This is a genomic window from Rathayibacter sp. AY1F3 (assembly GCF_002931975.1).
In the GTDB taxonomy this organism is placed as follows: domain Bacteria; phylum Actinomycetota; class Actinomycetes; order Actinomycetales; family Microbacteriaceae; genus Rathayibacter.
Genome location: NZ_PSVF01000004.1, coordinates 31,184 through 49,667, shown reverse-complemented (window position 1 = coordinate 49,667; position 18,484 = coordinate 31,184). Strand labels below are relative to the sequence as shown.

The window sequence follows — 18,484 nt, the reverse complement described above, 5'->3', positions numbered from 1 at the left end:
CCGCCGGGGTCAGAGCCGGGCGGACAGGGCGGCGAGCTCGGCGCGCAGCGCGGTGAAGGCGCGGGCGCGGTGGCTCCGGGCGTTCTTCTGCTCGGGAGCGAGCTCGGCCGCCGTGAGCGCCCCGGCCTCGGGGACGAACACCGGGTCGTAGCCGTGGCCGTTCGCACCGCGCGGCGCCGTCGCGATCGCGCCGTCCCAGCGGCCCTCGACCACCGTCTCCTGTCCGCCGGGGAGCACGGAGTCCGGCACCACGAGGGCGATGGTGCAGCTGAAGTGCGCACCGCGGTGCTCCGCCTTCACGTCGTGCAGCTGGGCCAGGAGGAGCTCGAGGTTGGCCGTCGCGTCGTGCGCGCGTCCCGACCAGCGGGCCGAGAAGATGCCAGGCGCGCCGCCGAGGACGTCGACGCAGATCCCGGAGTCGTCCGCGAGCGCCACGAGGCCGGTGTGCGCCGCCGCCGCGCGCGCTTTGATCAGCGCGTTCTCGGCGAAGCTCACGCCGTCCTCGACGGGCTCGGGTCCGTCGTAGGCGCGGATGCCGACTCCGGGGAGCGCACCGGCCAGCATGGCGCGGAACTCCTCCACCTTGCCCGCGTTGTGGGTGGCGAGGACGAGGTCCAGGCTCACGCTCCGGGCTCCGCGGCGAGCGCTTCGGCCTGGATGCGGGCGAGGTCGGAGGCACCGGCGACCGCGAGGTCGAGCAGGGCGTCGAGCTCGCGGCGGTCGAACGGGGCCCCCTCGGCGGTGCCCTGCACCTCGACGAACAGGCCTCGTCCGGTGACGACGACGTTCATGTCGGTCTCGGCGCGCACGTCCTCGACGTAGGCCAGGTCGAGCATCGGCACGCCGTCGATGATGCCGACGGACACCGCCGAGAGGCTGTCGATCAGCGGCTGCGCCTTCTGCCCCACGTACTTCTTGCCCCGCGCCCACTCGATCGCGTCGGCCATCGCCACGTAGGCGCCGGTGATCGCCGCGGTGCGGGTGCCGCCGTCGGCCTGGAGGACGTCGCAGTCGATGACGAGGGTGTTCTCGCCGAGCGCCTTCGTGTCGACCACCGCGCGCAGGCTCCGGCCGATCAGCCGGGAGATCTCGTGCGTGCGCCCGCCGACCTTCCCCTTGACCGACTCGCGGTCCATGCGGGAGTTGGTCGAGCGGGGCAGCATCGCGTACTCGGCGGTGACCCAGCCCTTGCCCTTGCCCTGCAGCCAGCGCGGCACGCCGTTCGTGAAGGAGGCGGTGCAGAGCACCCTGGTGTTCCCGAACGAGACGAGCGCGGAGCCCTCCGCCTGGGTGCTCCAGCCGCGCTCGATCGTCACGGTGCGCAGCTCGTCGGGCGCCCGCCCGTCCTTGCGCGCGGCCTTCGATGCGGTGCTGTCGGTCACTCGGGTCTCCCTCGATCGTGCGGGAGCGCGGCCCGGTCGAGCTCGCGCAGGTTGATGGTGCCGGTCTCGACGAGGTCGACGCTCGAGACCTCCGGACCGAGGAAGCGGCGGGCGAGGCGGACGAAGTCGCTCGAGCCCGTCTCCTCCCACCGGTAGGTCGGAGGCGCGGCGGAGGTGCGCTGCAGGCCGTGCGCCACGAGGGTCCGGTAGACGTCGAGCGCGGTCTCCTCGGCGCTCGAGACGAGGCGGACGTCCGGCCCCATGACGTACGCGATCGCACCGCGCAGCAGCGGGTAGTGGGTGCAGCCGAGGACGAGCGTGTCGACCCCCGCGGCCTTGAGCGGCGCGAGGTACTCCTCCGCCACCGCGAGCAGCTCGTCGCTCCAGGTGACGCCCGCCTCGACGAACTCGACGAAGCGCGGGCAGGCGGCGGTGAACAGCTGCAGGTCGGGCGCGGCGACGAAGGCGTCGTCGTAGGCGCGGGAGCGGATCGTCCCGACCGTGCCGATCACCCCGACGCGGCGGTTGCGGGTGTCGCGGACAGCGCTGCGGACGGCGGGCTGGATGACCTCGATCACCGGGATGCCGCGGCCGAGCGTGTAGCGCTCGCGGGCGTCGCGCATCATCGCGGCCGAGGCGGTGTTGCAGGCGATGACGAGCAGCTTGGCGCCCTGGTCGACCAGCGTGTCGAGGGTGTCGAGGGCGTAGGCGCGGACGTCGGCGAGCGGCTTGGGACCGTAGGGCGAGTGCGCGGTGTCGCCGAGGTAGACGATCGACTCGTTCTGCAGCTGGTCGATCACGGAGCGGGCGACGGTGAGCCCGCCGACCCCGGAGTCGAAGATGCCCAGCGGTGCGTCCGTCACGGAGGAACAGCCTACCCGCGCCCTGCGGCCCGGTCCCGGCCGCACGCCGTTCCCGGGCCCGGCGGCGTGCGCAAGCCCCGGCACCCGCGCCTGGGCCGCGCGGGGGCGGCCGTGGAACACTGAGCGGATGGACTCCACGGCCTTCCTCACCGACCGGTACGAGCTCACGATGGTCGAGGGCGCCCTCGGCAGCGGCACCGCCGACCGCCGCTGCATGTTCGAGGTGTTCGCCCGGAGCCTCCCGCCCGGACGCCGCTACGGCGTGCTCGCGGGCACCGGCCGGCTCCTCGAGCTGATCTCGCGCTTCCGCTTCGGCGACGACGAGCTGTCCTGGCTCCGCGAGAACCGCGTCGTCGACTCCCGCACGCTGGACTGGCTCGCCGACTACCGCTTCCGGGGCGACGTCTGGGGCTACCGCGAGGGCGAGGTCTACCTCCCGGGCTCCCCCGTGCTCATCGTCGAGGCGCCCTTCGCCGACGGCGTGCTGCTGGAGACCCTGGTGCTCAGCGTCCTCAACCACGACAGCGCCGTGGCGAGCGCCGCCGCGCGGATGGTCTCGGCCGCCGACGGGCGACCGCTCGCCGAGATGGGCTCGCGCCGCGCCGGTGAGCGGTCCGCCGTCGCGGCGGCTCGCGCCGCCTACATCGCCGGATTCGGCGCCTCCTCGAACCTGGAGGCGGGCCGCAGCTTCGGCGTGCCCACGATGGGCACCTCCGCGCACTCCTTCACGCTCCTCCACGACTCGGAGGAGGAGGCCTTCCGCGCGCAGGTCGCCGCGCTCGGCCCCGGCACGACCCTCCTGGTGGACACCTACGACGTGCCGGCCGCCGTCGACCTGGCGGTCCGCGTCGCCGGCACCGGCCTCGGCGCCGTGCGCATCGACTCCGGCGACCTCCCCCAGCAGGTGGCCGCCGTCCGGCAGCAGCTGGACGCGCTCGGCGCGACCGGCACGCGCATCACCGTCACCAACGACCTCGACGAGTACGGGATCGCCGCGCTCGCGGCCTCACCGGTCGACTCCTACGGCGTCGGCACCTCGGTGGCGACGGGCTCGGGCCACCCGACCGCGGGCATGGTCTACAAGCTGGTCGCGCACGAGGACGACGCGGGCGAATGGGTCGCGGTGGCGAAGAAGTCGGTCTCGAAGGCGTCGATCGGCGGGCGGAAGGCCGCCGGCCGTCTGCTCTCCGACGACGGGGTCGCCGAGGCCGAGGTCGTGCACGTGGGCGCCGGCCCCGAGGGCGCCGTCGGCGAGGACGAGCGGGCGCTGCTCGTCCCCCTGATCGAGGACGGGACGATCCGTCCCGAGCACCTCGGCATCGAGGGAGTGGCGGCAGCCCGCGCTCACCACGCGAATGCGGTCCTCGAGCTTCCGATCGACGCGCTCCGGCTCGGCCGCGGCGAGCCCGTCATCCCGACCCGCTACGAGTGAGCGGGGCGGGAGCTCACTTCATCTTCGCGTAGATCTCCTTGCAGGCCGGGCACACCGGGAACTTCTCCGGGTCGCGGCCCGGGAGCCACTTCTTGCCGCAGAGCGCGCGGACCGGCTTGCCGGTGATGGCGCTCTCGAGGATCTTGTCCTTCGGCACGTAGTGGGAGAAGCGCTCGTGGTCGCCCGGCTCGATGGACTCCTGGTTGAGGAGCTCCTCGAGCTCGCGGTCGAGCGTGGCGGTTCCTCCGCCTCCCTCGAGGGGGTCGGTGCTGCTGTTCTGGACGCGCGGAATCATGCCGACGATCCTACGCGCGGAGCCCGGGCCCGCGGCCGTGCGCTCCGGATCGGGCGGCGCTAGTAGCGGCTGGTGAACGCGACCAGCTCGGTCGCGCGGCGCTCGAACAGCCGGCCGCCGAGGAGCACGCCGAGGGCGAAGACGACCACGGCGCTGCCGAAGCCGACGAGCACGGCGTCGCCCGCCGCCTCCGGGTCGACGAACAGGGCCCGGACGCCGAGCACCACGGCCGGAGCCGAGAGGAGCAGCCCCAGGCCGAACGCCAGGGACTGCGGACCGGCGCCGCTGGCTCCGGGGGCCTGGGGCTGCGTGAACGCGCTGTCGCCCGGGCGCGGAGCCGGATAGGCGAGCCGTGCCGAGACGGCGCTGGCGACGCCGGCGGGGACGAGCAGGAGGCAGGTGTTCACCGCGAGCACGACGGGCAGCGCATCGGGGAGCCCCGAGGTCGCGCTGCTGATCAGCGAGCCGAGCACGACGACCGGCACGCCGAGCAGGAGGGTCGGGAAGGCGCGGCCGAGCCGGTCCGACCAGCCGCGGACGCCCGCGGCCACGTGGAGCCAGAACGCCGAGCCGTCGTAGGCGACGTCGTTGTGCAGGAACCAGCCGAGGAACAGCGCGATCAGCGGGACCGGGAGCAGCGAGAGCAGCGGGAAGGGGACGCCGACGACCGCGAGCAGCAGCAGGGCCGCGACCGGCAGCACCGGCACGGCGACGAGCGACGCCTGGTAGCGCGGATCCCGGAGCCAGTAGGTGATGCTGCGCGCCGCGATCGCGCCGGTCCGGGTCGAGCCGAGGACGTCGAACCAGCCCAGCCGGAGGCCGCGCGGCGGCCGGTGCGTGCGCTCGGGGCGCTCCGTCAGCAGGCGGACGACGAGCCACCAGACCGCGCCCGCCGCGACGAGCGTCACCAGGGCCAGCAGGAGCGGGCCGAGCGCGTCGCCGGTCCGGGCGGCCGGGGCGATCATCCACGCCGCACCGAACGGAGTGGCCCCCATCGCCGCACCCCAGCGCTCGAGCACCGGGGTGTCCCCCGTGTCGACCAGCGCGGCGGCACCGAGGGCGGCGGGACCGCCGAGCATCAGCACCAGGCCGAGGACGGCCAGCAGCTCGCGGGCGGTCCGGGAGGGGACGAGTGCGGCGGAGGCGGCGAGGCCGATCCGCGCGAAGAGCGAGGCCGTCGCCACCGCGAGGAGCGGGCCGACCACGGCGAAGGCGCCTGCGCCCGGGACGAGCGGCGCGCTCGCGAGCCCGACCACCAGCAGGGCGAGCGTGGGGACCGAGACGAGGCCGGCCAGGGCGAGCGCCCCGGCGAGGCGGAGCGGCGGAAGGCCGAAGAGGCGGAACGCGCGCGGATCCATCGGGTCGAGCGGGCCGAGCAGGAAGGGCAGCACCAGGAAGCCGACGGAGACGAGGCCGCCGGCGGTCACGAGAGCGCCCGCCGCCGCGTCCGAGGAGCGCAGAGCGCCGATCGCCGCGATCAGCAGGGCCGTCACCGCGACGACCACGAGCACGCCCAGGACGGCGCCGGCCGAGCGCGCGGGCCCGGAGCGGAACGCGCCCAGGAGGACGTCGACCCTCAGCCGGAGAAGTCGTGCAGCCACTGCAGCCCCTCGGCGATCTGCTTGCCGCCCGCGAGCTCGAGGAAGCGCTCCTCCAGCGTCGCGGTGCCGGCGACCTCCGCGACCGTCCCGGAGGCGAGCACGCGCCCACCGACGATCACGGCCACGTCGTCGCAGACGCGCTCGATGAAGTCGAGCCCGTGGCTGGAGAGGACGACGGTGCCGCCGCCCTCGACGAAGCGGCGCAGCACGGTGATCACGGCGGCCGAGGAGACCGGGTCCACCGACTCGAACGGCTCGTCGAGGACCAGCACGCGCGGGGCGTGGATCATCGCCGCCGCGAGGGCGACCTTCTTCGCCATCCCCGCGGAGTAGTCCGAGATCAGGCGCTCCAGCGCGTCGGAGAGGCCGAGCGCCTCGGCCAGCTCGACCGTGCGCTGCTTCGCCGTGGCGAGGTCGATGCCGCGCAGCGCGGCGGAGTAGGCGAGGAACTGGGCGCCGGTGAGCCGGTCGAACAGCCGGAGGCGGTCGGGCAGGACCCCGATCAGCGGCTTCGCGGCCGACGGGTCCTTCCAGACGTCGACGCCGTGCACGAGGACGCGGCCGGTGTCGGGTCGCAGGAGGCCCGTCATCATCGAGAGCGTGGTGGTCTTGCCCGCGCCGTTCGGGCCGATGATCCCGTAGAAGGTCCCCGCGCGGACGGCCAGGTCGATGCGGTCGACCGCCACCGTCCTCCCGAAGCTCCGGGTCAGCTGGTGCAGCTCGAAGACGACGGGCGAGGCGCCGTCCGGATCCGCGGCACCCTCAGCGGGCTCGGCGTTCGTCACGGACGTCATCCGGCTACGGTACCAACTCGCCCGCGGGCCCCCGGCGCCCGCGCCGACACCCGGCGACACGGCGAGAGGTCAACCACCCTGGCCCCGGGGGGCGTGAACTGTACACTAGGTCTCTACCCGAGGAGTCGATCAGATCGAGACGCAGCGGTTAATTCGAGGAGAACACACGATGATGCACACAGGTTCGACGAGCAGCAGCCCCGCCACCGTCGTCATCCTCGCCGCAGGGATGGGCAGCCGGCTCGGCCGCTCCCTCCCCAAGCCGCTCACGCCGCTCAGCGACGGGCGCACGATCATGCAGCAGCAGTTCGACAACATCCACCACGCCTTCGGCACGAAGGTCCCGGTGAGCATCGTCGTCGGCTACAAGCTCGAGCACATCATCGAGGCCTTCCCCTCGGCGACGTTCGTCTACAACGAGCAGTACGACCAGACCAACACCTCCAAGAGCCTCCTCCGCGCGCTGCAGGCGAGCGGGCAGGGCGGCGTGCTCTGGATGAACGGCGACGTCGTCTTCGACCCGCGCATCCTCGACCGGGCGGCCGCGCTGATCGCGAAGGACGTCTCCTTCGTCACCGTCAACACCTCGAAGGTGTCGGACGAGGAGGTCAAGTACACGACGAGCGCCGAGGGCTTCATCCAGGAGCTCTCCAAGACGGTGCGCGGCGGCCTCGGCGAGGCGGTCGGGATCAACTACGTGTCCGCCTCCGACAAGGCCGCGCTGGTGCGCCAGCTCGCCCGGGTCGACGCCCAGGACTACTTCGAGCGTGGCATAGAGTTGGCGATCGAGCAGGACCGCCTGCTCGTCGAGCCGATGGACATCTCCGACCTCTACGCCGTCGAGGTGGACTTCGCCGAGGACCTCGAGCGCGCGAACCTCTTCGTCTGACGCTCCCGGCTCCTCCCCCGGCTCGAGCGGAGCCGACGGGAGGAGTCGCGCAGTGAGCACGGCCGACACCCTCGCGACCGAGACGGCCCTGCGCCACCGGCGATCCCGGGCCTGGCGCTACCGTCACTCCCTCTGGCTGCTCACCAGGCGCGACCTCACCGTCCGGTACGCCACGAGCGCGCTCGGCTACGTCTGGTCGGTTCTCGACCCGCTCGTGATGTCGGGCATCTACTTCTTCGTCTTCACCGTCGTCTTCCAGCGGACCGTCGGCGAGGACCCGTACATCGTCTTCCTGCTCGCAGGCCTGCTGCCGTGGATGTGGTTCAACCAGGCGACCTCCGACGCGACCCGCGCGTTCCTCCGCGAGGCGAAGCTGGTGCGGTCGACGTCGATCCCGCGGACCATCTGGGTCGGGCGGATCGTGCTCTCGAAGGGCATCGAGTTCGTGGCGAGCCTGCCGGTGCTGGTGCTCTTCGCCGTGATCGCCGGCGCGCACCTGACCTGGGCGGCGCTGCTGTTCCCCGTGGCGATCCTGCTGCAGGCGGTGCTCACGCTCGGCGTGGGTCTGCTGGTGGCCCCGCTCGTGGTGTTCTTCCGAGATCTGGAGCGGGCCGTGAAGCTCGTGCTCCGGTTCCTCTTCTACGCGTCGCCGATCATCTACTCCACGGCCAACCTGCCGGAGCAGATCCGGCCGCTCGCGGCGCTCAACCCGCTCAGCGGGATCTTCGCCCTCTACCGCTCCGCGTTCTTCGAGAGCGAGCTCGACGTCCCGCTCATCCTCGCCTCCGCGGGCCTCTCGGTGCTCGTGCTGGCGCTGGGCCTCGTCGTCTTCCGCCGCTCCGAGCGCGCGGTGCTGAAGGAGCTGTGATGGCCGACGCCCCGGTGGTCATCGAGTGCCGCGGCCTCGGGATCCGCTTCCGCCGCAACCGGCGGGGCCGCCGCTCCTTCAAGGACCTCTTCGCCGGCCGCTCCCGCCGCTCGCGGCCCGGCGAGTTCTGGGCGCTGCGCGGGCTCGACGTGCAGGTGCGGGCGGGCGAGGCGATCGGTGTCGTCGGCCGGAACGGTCAGGGGAAGTCGACGCTGCTCAAGCTCGTCGCCGGCGTGGTGCTGCCGGACGAGGGCGCGGTGGAGGTGCGCGGGGGCGTCGCTCCGCTCATCGAGATCACCGGCGGCTTCGTGGCCGACCTGAGCGTCCGCGAGAACGTCTACCTGACCGCGGGTCTCCACGGGATGTCCAAGCGCGAGGTCGACGCGCGCTTCGACTCGATCATCGAGTTCGCCGAGATCGGCGACTTCCTCGACACCCCCTACAAGCACCTCTCGAGCGGGATGAAGGTGCGCATCGCCTTCTCCGTCGTGTCGCGGCTCGAGGAGCCGATCATCCTGGTGGACGAGGTGCTCGCGGTCGGCGACAGGGCGTTCCGCGAGAAGTGCTACGCGCGGATCGAGGAGCTGCTCGCCTCCGGCCGCACCCTCTTCTTCGTCTCGCACAACGAGCGCGACCTCCGCCGCTTCTGCACGCGCGGCCTCTACCTGGACAAGGGCCGCCTGGTGCTGGACGCGCCGATCGAGGAGGTGCTCGCGCGTTACGCTGAGGACTACGCGCCGACACCGCGGAGCAGCACGGCGCCGGCCGAGGGCCCGCCCGTCCAGGGCACCGTCTCCGACGACTGACCCCTCCCGCACGCGGCGCCCGAGGACGCAGGAGTGCACGACATGGCCCAGAAGGACCGCAAGCGCGAGCGCGCCGTGGAGCGGGCCGGCGAGGTGGAGCAGGCCGACGGCTCCGAGAACGCTCAGCTGGCGAAGCTGCTCGACCGGCTCCTCGCGGTGCAGCGCCCGGCCGTGCTGGCGAACATCCGCCTGCTGCGGCGCCGGCGTCCCGGGGCGACTCCGGAGCAGATCATCACGTCGCTCGAGCGGCAGTACCTCTCGAGCGTGGCCGCGGGAGGCGCGGCGATCGGGGCGACCGCCGTCGTCCCCGGCATCGGCACGGCCGCCTCGGTGGCCCTCTCCGGCGCGGGAGCCGCAGGGTTCCTGGAGGCGAGCGCGCTCTTCGCGCAGTCGGTGACGGAGGTGCACGGGATCCCGCTCGAGGACCCGGACCGCGCGCGGGCCCTCGTGCTCACGCTGATGATGGGCTCCTCCGGCAGCGAGATGGTGCGCCAGGTGGCCGGGCAGGCCGTCGGCGGGGGCAGCGGCCTCAACCAGTACTGGGGCTCCGTGGTCACGAAGGGCCTGCCGTCCTTCCTCGTGGGCGAGCTGGCGGACCGCGCGAAGAAGTCCTTCGCCAAGCACTTCCTCGCCCAGCAGGGCGCGGGCCTGGTCGGCCGGGCGATGCCGTTCGGGATCGGAGCGGCACTGGGCGGCGTCGGCAACGCGATGCTGGGCCGCAAGGTGATCCAGAGCGCGCGCGACGCGTTCGGGCCGGCACCGCAGGCGTTCGGCAACACCCTCGTGCTCGAGCCGACCCGTGCCGAGCGGAAGGCGCTGGCCGCCGCGCCGGCCGAGCCGCTGGCGCTGTTCGTCCGCGACTACGGCGGAACGGGCGAGCGGACGGCGCTCCTCCTCCACGGCCTCGGCTCCGACTCCCGGATCTGGTACGCCCTGGTCCCGACGCTGCACGAGCACGGCTACCGCGTGGTGGCCCCCGATCTCGCCGGTCACGGCGGCTCGCCGGCGTCGCCCGTGTACTCGCCGGAGCACTGGGCGTCGGACGTCCGCGCCTCGGTGCTGCAGACCCCCGATCTCGTCATCGGCCACGGCCTCGGCGCCGTCGTCGCCACCCGGCTCGCCCCCGAGTACGGCGCCGCCCGGCTCGTCCTGCTCGACCCCGCGTTCTCGGACGCCCGCGGACTGACGAGCGCGCTCCACCGCGGCGGCTCGGTCGCGCACGTCGAGAAGGGCGACGCCGACTCCCTCCGCCACCGCCACCCGATCTGGACGGACGAGCAGATCGAGCTCGACGTGTCGGCCCACGCGCTCTGGGAGCAGGACTCCGCCGTCGGGCTGACGGCTCGGGGTGCGGCCGAGGCCCCCGAGACGTTCCCCGTGGCGACGCTCGCCGTGATGCCGGAGGACCCGCTGGGCCACGGCTCGCTGGGCGGCGTCCTCGCCGGCCGCGGCGTCGAGGTGCGGACCGTGCCGGGGGGCGGGGCCTCGATCCTCCGTGAGGACCGCGCGGCGCTGATCGCGGCGCTGGAGGACCGGATCTAGCTCAGACCATCCTGCTCGGCGCGGGCCGCGCGCTGTGGTCCAAAGCCGTCGGAGGCGTTCGGTCAGCGTTCCGGAGGCCGGCGCCCGGGTCCGACGAGCGGCATCCCGAGCACGGTGCGGACGAGTCCGCCGCCGTCGCGGTCCTCGGCGATCACGCGGAGGCCGGTCTTCTCGGCGACGCGCCTCGAGGCGGCGTTGTCCGGGTGCACGAGCGCCACGAGTCGTCCCGCGAGGCGGTGGGCGAGCGCGAGGTCGCGGCAGGCCGCAGCCGCCTCGGTGGCGTAGCCGCGGCCGTGCAGACCGGCCCGCACGTGGTAGCCGACCTCGAGCTCGATCCCGCCGTCGACGCGCTGCCAGGTCAACCCGCAGTCGCCGACGAACTCGCCGTCGAGGGTCTCGACGATCCACAGCCCGAAGCCGTGCTCGCGGTAGTTGCGCCGGTTCCACTCGATCCAGGCGGCTGCCTGCTCGCGGTCCTTCGGCGCGGGGTAGTACCGCATCACGACCGGGTCGCCGAGCAGGTCCGCCATGTCGGGGAGGTCCTCGGCGGTCATCTCGCGGAAGCGCAGCCGGACGGTGGCGGCGGGGATCATCGGGTCGGGTTGCTCGGCCTGCGACTGCGGAGACGGCGACCGGGACCGTCGTCGAGCGCTCGATCCATCCGGCCGCCGCCCCCGGCCCTACTTCTCCGCCTTGGCGGCGGCCTTCGCGGCCTGCTTGGTGGCGCGGACCTTCGTCAGCGACTCCGGAGAGACGATGTCGGCGACCGAGCGGAAGGCGCCCTCCTCTCCGTAGGCGCCCGCGGCCGAGCGCCAGCCCTCCCCCGAGAATCCGCGCTGCTTGCCGAGCAGGGCGAGGAAGATCCGCGCCTTCTGCTCGCCGAAGCCGGGCAGCGCCTTCAGACGCGCGAGGACCGTGCGGCCGTCGGGCTCGTCGCGCGTCCAGACCGCCGCGGCGTCGCCGTCCCAGTCGTCGACCAGAGCGCGGCAGAGGACCTGCACGCGCCCCGCCATGCTCGCCGGGTAGCGGTGGATCGCGGGCGGAGTCCGGCAGAGCTCCGAGAACGCGTCCTCGTCGAAGCCCGCGATCGACGCGGCGTCGAAGGAGGCGCCCTCCGCCTCGAGGCGCTCCTCGATCTTGCGGGGCCCGGAGAAGGCCGTCTCCATCGCGACCTGCTGGTCGAGGAGCATCCCGATCAGCAGGGCCAGCGGGTCGCGGCTGAGCAGCGCGTCGGCGTCGGGGTCGTCGGTGATGTGCAGGGCGGAGTCGCGGGTCATCCTCCAGGGATACCACGGACGGCCCCGGCGGCGAGCGCGCGGACGATCCGGTCGACCAGGTCCAGCGCCGCAGCGAGCTCGAGGTCGCCGACATGGCCGTAGCCGAGGACCAGCGCCTCGGTCGCAGCCCGTCCCGACAGGGCGTACTCGTGCAGAGTGGCGACGAGCAGTCCCTCCCGGAGCAGCGCGGCCGCGACGGCGTGCGCGTCCAGAGGCGCGGGCAGGGAGAGGACGACGTGCAGACCCCCGTCGAGTCCGCTCGCGCGCCCCCAGGGCACCGCCTCCGCGAATGCGTGGACCAGCTCACGGCGGTGGGCGTAGCGCCGTCTCGAGCGCGTGAGATGCCTCCGGAACGCCCCGCTCGCCATGAACTGCGCGAGCGCCGCCTGCGTCGGACCCGAGGCGGAGGCGTCCTTCTCGTCGTCGAGGCCGGCCAGCGCCCCGCGGAGCCAGGACGCCCGCGGAACGGCCAGGTAGGCGATGCGGAGCCACGGCGAGACGGTCTTCGAGAACGACCCGACATGGGCGACTCCGCCGCCGGAGTCGAGCGAGGCGAGCGCGGGCAGCGGGGCGCCGACGTAGCGGAACTCACTGTCGTAGTCGTCCTCCACCACGAGCAGGGGGCCGGCCGACGCGCGGCGCACCAGCTCCAGGCGCTCGGCGAGCGCGAGCCTGCCGCCGGTCGGGTACTGGTGCGACGGAGTCACGACGACCACATTCGCGCCGGAGCTCGCGAGAGCGTCGAGGTCGATGCCGTCGCCGCGCACAGGGACGCCGACGACCTCGTGCCCGTCGGCGCGCAGGCGGCGCCGGACGGCCGGGTAGCCGGGGTCCTCGACGGCCACGCGCACCTCGCGTCCGAGCGAGGCCGAGGCGGCGCGGGCCAGGAGCGCGACGGCGCCCGCGGTGCCGCTGGTCACCACCACGTCCGACGCCTGCACGTCGACGCCGCGGGACCGGCGCAGCTGCTCGGCGATCTGCTCCCGCAGGGCCGGGTCCCCGGAACCCCGAGGAGGCGCCGAGGGCGGCGAGACGAGCGCCAGGCGCCAGGCGGCCCGCCACTCCGGGGTGTCGAGGGCGCGGGTGTCCGGCCTGCCGGGCCGCAGGTCCGCCGCGGCGGGCGGGACGACGGTCTCCCCGGACTCCGGCCGCGGCTCCTCCGGCGCCGGCGCCAGCAGTCCGTCGGAGGCGACCGTCACCGCCGCGCGCGGGTGGGCGACGAGGTAGCCCTCCCCCACCAGCTGGTCCACCGCGGCGACGACGGAGCCCCGCGAGACGCCGAGCCGCTCGGCGAGCACGCGGCTCGACGGGATCGGATCGCCCGCCCGGTAGCGCCCGTCCAGCACCGCCTGGCGCAGCGCCTCGGCGAGCCCGGCGCGGACCGAGCCGCGCGGCGACGGCCCGAGGAGGAGCGGGATCTCCAGATCGCCCGACGCCATCGACCGCTCCGCTCTGGACCACTCCGATCGCGGCCCAGTGGCATCCTGGCAGATCCAGTCGGCGCGGGACGATTCCGACATGGACAGCCTCCCCGTCACCGAGCGCACCCGCGTCTCCCGTCTCCGCGACCGCCAGCGCACCGATCCCGCCGAGCTGCACGCCCTGCTCGACGAGGCGCTCGTCGCCCACGTCGCCGTCGTGCGGGACGGCGCCGCGATCGTGCTGCCGATCCTCTTCGCCCGCGACGGCGACTCCCTCCTGCTGCACGGGTCGAGCGGCGGAGGACTGCTGCGGGAGGCGGCGCGGCACTCGCTCCTCACCGCCTCGGTCACGCTGGTCGACGGACTGGTCGTCGCCCGCTCCACCTTCGACAGCTCGATGAACTACCGCTCGGCGATGGTGATCGGCCGGGCCGAGGCGCTGGAGGGCGAGGAGAAGGCGCGGGCCCTCGATCTGCTGGTGGCACGCCTCCTCCCGGGGCGCGACGAGGAGGTGCGAGCGAGCACCGCCCGCGAGATCGCGGCCACGCTGGTGCTGCGCCTCCCCCTGGCCGAGGCGAGCCTGAAGGTGCGCGCGCACGGAGCCGGCGACGAGCCGGAGGCCGGGGTCTGGGCGGGCGTCGTGCCGCTGGTCACCCGCACGCTCGCGCCGGTGCCGGCGGAGGAGGGCGTCGCGGTCCCGGAGTCGGTCCGCCGCTTCAGCGCTGCGGTCGACGGCGCGGTGCCGCCCTGGCGCTGAGCGGACCGGCCGTCGCGGTGCGGTCCGCTACTTGGCGTCCTGACGGGGGAAGACGACCTTCTGCACGACGATGATCACCGAGGCCGCGACCGGGATCGCGACCAGGGCGCCGAGCACGCCCGCGATGGTGCCGCCCGCGACCGCCGCGATCACGACGACCGCACCGGGGACCGAGACGGCCTTGTTCATGATGCGGGGGCTGAGGAGGTACGCCTCGACCTGCATGTAGACGAGGTAGTAGATCGCGGCGACCAGCGCGGTCAGCGGCGAGGCCAGGAGGCAGGCGAGCGAGATGATCACGGCGCCCGAGAGCGTGCCGACCAGCGGGATCAGGGAGCCGAGGAACGCGACGCAGGCCAGCAGCGCCGGCACCGGGGCGCCGATCGAGAGCAGCAGGATGAACGTGAGCACGCCGTTCACGCCGGCGAGCGAGACCTGGCCGACCACGTAGCGGCCCACGGCGCCGGTGATCTCGTCGCCGACCTCGTGCGCCTTCGCGCGGTGCGAGGCGGGGGCGAAGCGGTAGGCGACGGCCTTCATCGAGCGGAGCGACGCGAGGAAGTACAGCGTCAGGATCAGCACGATGACGGCGCCGGTCACGCCGCTGGCGATCCCGGTCCCGACCGCGATCAGTCCGCCGCCGAGCGAGAGCAGGTTGTTGGGGTTGCCGATGAAGCTCTGGACGCTCTCGATCAGCTCGTCGATGTCGATCACGCCGCGCAGCTGCTGCTCGAGGTCGAGCACCCACTGCTGCGAAGCGATGTCGGTGACGATCTGCGGGGCGCTCGTGACGAACATCGTCAGCTGCTCGACCAGGATCGGGATGATGTAGACCAGCAGGCCGGCGAAGATCAGCACCACCGCGGCGAAGACCGCCGTGATCGCCAGCGGCCTCGGCAGGCGCTTGCTCTCGAGCCAGGAGACCAGCGGATCGAGGCCGAGCGCGAAGAACAGCGCCACGAAGATGTAGGTCAGCACCGTGCCCAGCTGCACGACGAGGCCGCCCAGGACGAGCGCCACCAGCACGCCGAGCGCGCCGAACAGGCCGATGCGGAAGGAACGGATCGTGAAGACCGGCTTCTCCGGGTCTGCGGAGACCACGATGTCCGGCTCGACCGCGGGCTGGGCGGGTGCCGACCGGCGCCGGCGGGAGCGGGCGAAGGCGCGCGGGGTCATCATGGGACGAGCGTAGCGGGGCGCCGGGAGGCCGCCCGGCGACCGGGCCGACCCTTGACGCGGCGGTTCGAGCGGTGCTCCCGCCCGCTCAGCCCTCCGGATCGTGGTCGTCGACCGCGCCGTCGCCCCAGTGCAGAGCGGCGTGCCGCTCCCACTCCGCGAGCAGGTGCTCGACCGCCTCGTGGAAGCGCCGCGTGGCCGCTCCGGGCGACGTGTCGCCGAAGTAGCGGTGCACCCAGCGCTCCAGCCGCTCGACCGACTCCGGATCGTGCTCGGCGCTGTCGATCCGCGCGATGATCGCGGAGGCGTCCTCGGCGAGCAGCCACTCCGCGTCGCCGAGGTAGCCGCTCTCGTCGACCTCCGCCTCGGCGCTGACGGGCCGGGTGACCAGCAGCGGGCGCCCCGTGGCGAGCCGGTCGTAGACCATCGCCGACACGTCGAGGATCGCGAGGTCGGCGGCGGCGAGCTGCCAGCCGAGCTCGGCACCGGTGTCGTGCACGTGACCGGCGCGCGGATCGGCGGCGTTGGCGGCGGCGATCATCGCGACGATCGCCCGGTCGGCCGCGGCGTAGTCGGAGTCGACCGCGCCGCTGCGGGGATGCGGGCGGTAGACGAGCCGGAACCGCGGGTCGGCCAGGACCCCGCGCACGAGGGCCGTGCCGTGGCTCCGGATCGAGCCGTAGCCCGCGGCGGGGCGGTCGCCCTCCCAGGTCGGCGCGTAGAGCACCACGCGGCGCTCGTCGGGCGTGAACGGCACGGCGCCGGCGAAGTGGTCCGCCTGAGGACGGCCGATGGCGAGGGTGCGCTTGTCGAAGTCGTAGTCCCAGAGCACACGGCGCAGCCGGGCGAGGGCGGCGTCCCCGGCGATCATGCTGTAGTCGTACGCCTTGAACTGGTTCGTCGTCATGTACATCTTGTCGCTCTCGCCGTGATTGACGAAGACGTGCCAGCGGCGCCCGTAGCGCATCATCTGGAAGTTGCGGGCGTTCTGGTTGACGTAGAGCACGATCCGCAGCGGCTGGCTCGCGATGGTGCTCTCGAGGTCGGCGACGGAGCGGACGTAGGCGACGGGGACCGGGCTCTCGCGCAGCAGCACCTCCGCGGCGCCGGCGTTGCGGCTGAGGAGCACGACCGGATGCGTCTCCGCCAGCTCGGCCAGCGGCCGGTACCACTGCCGCAGCTGGTACAGGTTGATGTCGCCGTCGGCGAAGTAGACGCCGATCTCGAACCGGCCCTCGGGCAGCGGCCCGCGCTCCGCGAGCAGCCGGGTCACCGCGTGGCGGGCCCGGCGGGCCGCGAGCAGCTCGCCGCCCACCTTGCGCGCGAGTCGCGCGTCGGTGCGGAGGCGGGCGAGCAGGGCACGGGGAGCGGGAGTCATCCGCCCCAGGGTACCGGCGACGGCCCCCGCGCCGAGGGCCTCGCGCGGCCCGATCAGGCCGGGGTCACCCTCAGCCAGACGAACTGCAGCGGAGCGAGACGGAAGCCCTCGCGCAGGTCGACCGCGATCTCGGTGACCAGGTCGACCGCCTCCGCGGCGAACCCGCCGAACCGCTCGGCCGCGACCTCCTGGACCTCGTCCGACACGTTCGCGAGCACGAGCACCGACTCCCCGTCGCCGGGGCGCTGGTAGCCGAGCACGTGGTCGTTGACCGGGTCGAAGACGCTCAGCTCGGTGCCCGCGAACATCGGCACGGCCTTGCGCACGGCGATGAGGTGCAGCAGCCCGCCGAAGACCTCGCTCGCGGCCGTCCCCGGGACCTCGCGCTCGTCGTAGCGCTCCGCGGGGCGGCGCGGCCGGTTCACCCAGCGCGAGTCGCCGGCCGTCGTCGGGTCGTCGAGGTAGCCGTGGTCGTTGAGCTGGCCGACCTCGTCGCCGAGGTAGAGCAGCGGCAGCCCGCCGGTGCTCAGGGCGATCGAGTGCGCGAGGAGCACGCGGTCGATCCCGTAGGCGTCGCCCGCCTCCACTCCGGCGAGGGACGCGGTGGTGCCCGAGACGCGGCGGTCGCCGGTGCGCGGATTCTCCTGGAACGGCACTCCGCGGGCGAACGTGCCGTCGAACCGGTCCGTGTAGAAGTCGTTGAGGAACCGGCGGTGGCCGGCCGCGTCGATCCCGAGCTCGGCGGCGTCCTCGTCGGCGAAGGTCCAGCCGATGTCGTCGTGCCCGCGCACGTAGTTGACCCAGGCCGTGCCCTCGGGGAGGGCGTGCCGGCGCTCGAGGGCCTGCGAGAGGAGACGGACGTCGCGGGTGGCGAGCGCCTCCCAGGTGAGCGCCATCTGCAGCGGGTTGTACGAGAGCTGGCACTCCTCGACGTCGATGTACTCGATCACCTCGTCGGGGTGCACGATCGCCTCAGACTTGAACAGCAGCGCCGGAGCGGCCAGGCGGCAGACCTCGTTGAACGCGCGCAGCAGCAGGTGCGCCTGCGGCTGCGACTCGCAGGTGGTGCCGAGCTCCTTCCAGATGAACGCGACCGCGTCCATCCTCAGTGCGTCGACGCCCTGATTGGCGAGGAAGAGCATCTCTCCCGCCATCGCCCGGAACACCTCGGGGTTGGAGTAGTTGAGGTCCCACTGGTAGCGGTGGAACGTGGCCCAGACCCAGCGCCCGTCCTCCAGCTGAACGAAGGAGCCGGGATGGTCGTCCGGGAAGATCTCGCGCGTCGTGCGCTCGAAGGCGTCGGGCTGCTCCCGGTCCGGGTAGATCCAGTAGTAGTCCTCGAAGCGCTGCTCGCCGGCGAGCGCGCGCTGCGCCCACTCGTGCTCGTTCGAGGTGTGGTTGAAGACGAAGTCGACCACGAGTGCGATGCCCTGCTCACGCAGCTCGGAGGCCAGCCCGCGGAGCTGCTCCATGTCGCCGAGGTCCGGCCGCACGCGCCGGTAGCTCGAGACCGCGTAGCCCCCGTCCGACTCGCCCTCGGGCGCATCGAAGAGCGGCATCAGGTGCAGGTAGTTCAGGCCGATCTCGCGGAGGTATGGGATCTCGGCGCGCAGCCCCTCGAGGTCGCCCGCGTAGCGGTCGACGTAGCAGACCCCGCCCAGAGCCTTGTTCGAGAGGAACCAGGTCGGGTGCTGCTCGCGGGCGCGGTCGAGCGCGCGGAGCTCCTCGGGCCGCTCCTCCCAGGAGGCGGCGGCGAGCTCGACGATCGCGACCAGCTGGTCCTCGAGGTCCTCGCGGCCGGCGTACACCGTGGCGAGCAGATCGACCAGGCGCGGGAGGTGCTCGTCGAGGCGGCCGGAGAACTCGTCGTCGACGGCGCCGAGGCGCTCGCGGACCGTCGTGAGGAGGTCCGGTCCGGCAGGGGTCGCCTCCGCCTCGGCGCGCTCGGGCGGGGAGAGCTGGGTCGAATCGAACACCGTCGTCCTTTCGGGGGCCCCGGCGGG

Annotated in this window: 18 protein-coding genes; 6 read left to right on the top strand and 12 right to left on the bottom strand. The window is 73.4% G+C overall.

Annotation, left to right across the window (positions count from 1 at the left end):
• Positions 1 to 9: 9 nt before the first annotated feature.
• The 3 genes from rdgB to murI are packed head-to-tail and all read right to left on the bottom strand — an operon-like array spanning position 10 to position 2,245.
• Positions 10 to 624 carry an RdgB/HAM1 family non-canonical purine NTP pyrophosphatase gene (gene rdgB / locus C5C39_RS04005; RefSeq protein ID WP_104352730.1) on the bottom strand — a complete coding sequence of 205 codons (615 nt, stop codon included), beginning with the start codon at positions 622 to 624 and terminating at the stop codon, positions 10 to 12.
• Positions 621 to 1,382: a ribonuclease PH gene (gene rph, locus C5C39_RS04000; RefSeq protein WP_104233199.1), complete on the bottom strand. Its 762-nt coding sequence runs from the start codon at positions 1,380 to 1,382 to the stop codon at positions 621 to 623. Before rph ends, rdgB begins: the two co-directional genes overlap by 4 nt.
• Positions 1,379 to 2,245, bottom strand: coding sequence for a glutamate racemase (gene murI / locus C5C39_RS03995; protein WP_104223566.1), 867 nt, complete (start codon positions 2,243 to 2,245; stop codon positions 1,379 to 1,381). The genes rph and murI overlap by 4 nt, the downstream gene beginning before the upstream one ends.
• Before the next feature lie 127 nt (positions 2,246 to 2,372).
• Between murI and C5C39_RS03990 the strand changes: the two genes are divergently transcribed.
• Positions 2,373 to 3,677, top strand: coding sequence for a nicotinate phosphoribosyltransferase (locus tag C5C39_RS03990; RefSeq protein ID WP_104352729.1), 1,305 nt, complete (start codon positions 2,373 to 2,375; stop codon positions 3,675 to 3,677).
• A 13-nt stretch (positions 3,678 to 3,690) separates the two neighbouring features.
• Here the strand turns inward: C5C39_RS03990 and C5C39_RS03985 are convergent, their stop codons facing one another.
• The 3 genes from C5C39_RS03985 to C5C39_RS03975 are packed head-to-tail and all read right to left on the bottom strand — an operon-like array spanning position 3,691 to position 6,367.
• Positions 3,691 to 3,972, bottom strand: a complete 282-nt coding sequence (locus C5C39_RS03985) for a DUF3039 domain-containing protein (protein WP_104223568.1) — start codon at positions 3,970 to 3,972, stop codon at positions 3,691 to 3,693.
• A 59-nt stretch (positions 3,973 to 4,031) separates the two neighbouring features.
• On the bottom strand, positions 4,032 to 5,573 hold the full coding sequence (locus C5C39_RS03980; protein WP_104352728.1) for an ABC transporter permease: 1,542 nt from the start codon (positions 5,571 to 5,573) through the stop codon (positions 4,032 to 4,034).
• Positions 5,549 to 6,367 carry an ABC transporter ATP-binding protein gene (locus tag C5C39_RS03975; RefSeq protein ID WP_104352727.1) on the bottom strand — a complete coding sequence of 273 codons (819 nt, stop codon included), beginning with the start codon at positions 6,365 to 6,367 and terminating at the stop codon, positions 5,549 to 5,551. The genes C5C39_RS03980 and C5C39_RS03975 overlap by 25 nt, the downstream gene beginning before the upstream one ends.
• Before the next feature lie 172 nt (positions 6,368 to 6,539).
• On the opposite strand from C5C39_RS03975, the gene C5C39_RS03970 reads away from it, so the two are divergent.
• Genes C5C39_RS03970 through C5C39_RS03955 form a run of 4 tightly spaced genes read left to right on the top strand, consistent with a single transcriptional unit; the run spans position 6,540 to position 10,472 of the window.
• On the top strand, positions 6,540 to 7,256 hold the full coding sequence (locus tag C5C39_RS03970; RefSeq protein ID WP_104226983.1) for an NTP transferase domain-containing protein: 717 nt from the start codon (positions 6,540 to 6,542) through the stop codon (positions 7,254 to 7,256).
• A gap of 52 nt (positions 7,257 to 7,308) precedes the next feature.
• Positions 7,309 to 8,124: an ABC transporter permease gene (locus tag C5C39_RS03965; RefSeq protein WP_374953537.1), complete on the top strand. Its 816-nt coding sequence runs from the start codon at positions 7,309 to 7,311 to the stop codon at positions 8,122 to 8,124.
• A complete protein-coding gene (locus C5C39_RS03960; protein ID WP_104223571.1) occupies positions 8,124 to 8,930 on the top strand; it encodes an ABC transporter ATP-binding protein in 807 nt (268 codons plus the stop codon). The genes C5C39_RS03965 and C5C39_RS03960 overlap by 1 nt, the downstream gene beginning before the upstream one ends.
• Positions 8,931 to 8,972: 42 nt before the next feature.
• Positions 8,973 to 10,472: an alpha/beta fold hydrolase gene (locus C5C39_RS03955; protein ID WP_104352726.1), complete on the top strand. Its 1,500-nt coding sequence runs from the start codon at positions 8,973 to 8,975 to the stop codon at positions 10,470 to 10,472.
• Between the two features lie 62 nt (positions 10,473 to 10,534).
• Here the strand turns inward: C5C39_RS03955 and C5C39_RS03950 are convergent, their stop codons facing one another.
• The 3 genes from C5C39_RS03950 to C5C39_RS03940 form a co-directional block, all read right to left on the bottom strand.
• Positions 10,535 to 11,065, bottom strand: a complete 531-nt coding sequence (locus tag C5C39_RS03950) for a GNAT family N-acetyltransferase (protein WP_104352725.1) — start codon at positions 11,063 to 11,065, stop codon at positions 10,535 to 10,537.
• Positions 11,066 to 11,152: 87 nt separating this feature from the next.
• Positions 11,153 to 11,749: an HhH-GPD-type base excision DNA repair protein gene (locus C5C39_RS03945; RefSeq protein ID WP_104223574.1), complete on the bottom strand. Its 597-nt coding sequence runs from the start codon at positions 11,747 to 11,749 to the stop codon at positions 11,153 to 11,155.
• A complete protein-coding gene (locus tag C5C39_RS03940; RefSeq protein WP_181136309.1) occupies positions 11,746 to 13,188 on the bottom strand; it encodes a PLP-dependent aminotransferase family protein in 1,443 nt (480 codons plus the stop codon). The genes C5C39_RS03945 and C5C39_RS03940 overlap by 4 nt, the downstream gene beginning before the upstream one ends.
• Before the next feature lie 79 nt (positions 13,189 to 13,267).
• Here C5C39_RS03940 and C5C39_RS03935 point away from each other — a divergent pair, with 79 nt between their 5' ends.
• Positions 13,268 to 13,927 (top strand): pyridoxamine 5'-phosphate oxidase family protein, encoded by a 660-nt coding sequence (locus C5C39_RS03935; RefSeq protein WP_104352723.1) that lies wholly within the window; start codon positions 13,268 to 13,270, stop codon positions 13,925 to 13,927.
• A 27-nt stretch (positions 13,928 to 13,954) separates the two neighbouring features.
• Here C5C39_RS03935 and C5C39_RS03930 read toward each other — a convergent pair whose 3' ends face one another.
• From C5C39_RS03930 to C5C39_RS03920, 3 genes are all read right to left on the bottom strand, one after another.
• Positions 13,955 to 15,106, bottom strand: a complete 1,152-nt coding sequence (locus C5C39_RS03930; protein ID WP_244229611.1) for an AI-2E family transporter — start codon at positions 15,104 to 15,106, stop codon at positions 13,955 to 13,957.
• Between the two features lie 85 nt (positions 15,107 to 15,191).
• Entirely contained in the window at positions 15,192 to 16,481 is a 1,290-nt protein-coding gene (locus C5C39_RS03925; protein ID WP_258075767.1) for a CDP-glycerol glycerophosphotransferase family protein, read from the bottom strand.
• 53 nt (positions 16,482 to 16,534) lie between these two features.
• The gene (locus tag C5C39_RS03920; RefSeq protein WP_104352722.1) at positions 16,535 to 18,457 is read right to left on the bottom strand and encodes an amylosucrase; all 1,923 of its coding nucleotides are present in this window, start codon (positions 18,455 to 18,457) and stop codon (positions 16,535 to 16,537) included.
• Positions 18,458 to 18,484: the final 27 nt, after the last annotated feature.

Bases quoted from the DNA above. Each gene is read 5' to 3' on its own strand.
- C5C39_RS03990 (WP_104352729.1), top strand. From the start codon at position 2,373: ATGGACTCCACGGCCTTCCTCACCGACCGGTACGAGCTCACGATGGTC.
- C5C39_RS03985 (WP_104223568.1), bottom strand. From the start codon at position 3,972: ATGATTCCGCGCGTCCAGAACAGCAGCACCGACCCCCTCGAGGGAGGC.
- C5C39_RS03975 (WP_104352727.1), bottom strand. From the start codon at position 6,367: ATGACGTCCGTGACGAACGCCGAGCCCGCTGAGGGTGCCGCGGATCCG.
- C5C39_RS03970 (WP_104226983.1), top strand. From the start codon at position 6,540: ATGCACACAGGTTCGACGAGCAGCAGCCCCGCCACCGTCGTCATCCTC.
- C5C39_RS03960 (WP_104223571.1), top strand. From the start codon at position 8,124: ATGGCCGACGCCCCGGTGGTCATCGAGTGCCGCGGCCTCGGGATCCGC.
- C5C39_RS03955 (WP_104352726.1), top strand. From the start codon at position 8,973: ATGGCCCAGAAGGACCGCAAGCGCGAGCGCGCCGTGGAGCGGGCCGGC.
- C5C39_RS03950 (WP_104352725.1), bottom strand. From the start codon at position 11,065: ATGATCCCCGCCGCCACCGTCCGGCTGCGCTTCCGCGAGATGACCGCC.
- C5C39_RS03945 (WP_104223574.1), bottom strand. From the start codon at position 11,749: ATGACCCGCGACTCCGCCCTGCACATCACCGACGACCCCGACGCCGAC.
- C5C39_RS03940 (WP_181136309.1), bottom strand. From the start codon at position 13,188: ATGGCGTCGGGCGATCTGGAGATCCCGCTCCTCCTCGGGCCGTCGCCG.
- C5C39_RS03935 (WP_104352723.1), top strand. From the start codon at position 13,268: ATGGACAGCCTCCCCGTCACCGAGCGCACCCGCGTCTCCCGTCTCCGC.
- C5C39_RS03930 (WP_244229611.1), bottom strand. From the start codon at position 15,106: ATGATGACCCCGCGCGCCTTCGCCCGCTCCCGCCGGCGCCGGTCGGCA.
- C5C39_RS03925 (WP_258075767.1), bottom strand. From the start codon at position 16,481: ATGACTCCCGCTCCCCGTGCCCTGCTCGCCCGCCTCCGCACCGACGCG.